This is a genomic window from Cupriavidus sp. 05N39, from assembly GCF_056397325.1.
Window position 1 is genome coordinate 1 of the sequence record NZ_JBFTNE010000299.1, and the last position, 491, is coordinate 491.

At 66.0% G+C, this 491-nt stretch carries 1 protein-coding gene and 1 pseudogene; both read right to left on the reverse strand.

Annotated elements, in window-relative coordinates:
* A partial coding sequence (locus tag AC1DN0_RS41395; protein ID WP_477146653.1) for a hypothetical protein occupies positions 1-203 on the reverse strand: 203 nt, incomplete at its 3' end.
* A 68-nt stretch (positions 204-271) separates the two neighbouring features.
* Positions 272-491: pseudogene (locus AC1DN0_RS41400) on the reverse strand (hypothetical protein); the annotation flags it as partial.

Below are 491 nucleotides of genomic sequence, written 5' to 3' on the forward strand. Positions count from 1 at the left end.
ATATAGGCGCTTGGGCGTCCGCGCCTGCCGAGTGCGAGCGTTTGCCACAGCGAGGCAAGCATGAAGCGCCAAAGAGGGCGCAGGTGCGCCTCACGCACCTCCGGCCCCTGCGGTGCCAGTGCTGCCGCGCCCTGCGGCCCCACCACCTGCATGTCCGCTACACGCTGAAGCTGATGCAGCAGATGCCAGTTGAGGCGCTCCATGCCGCCCTGAAGTGGCGGCAGGTTACGCGTAATCAACAGCAGGCGCGCACGTTGCGGCTGCGTCCCACTCACTCCGCGTCCCGCCCGTCCCGCGCTGCCAGGTAGGTCAGCCCGGTGATCTGCTCGGAGATCAGCCCGATCAGGAAGATGATCACCGAGGCGCTGAACAGCAGGGTGCTCATGTTGGTGAAGCGGTGCATGGTGGCGAAGGTGTAGCCGTAATAGCCCAGGCCGAGCAGGAAGAAGCCGACCGCGATCGGCGCGAACAGCTTCAGCGGCGAGTACAGG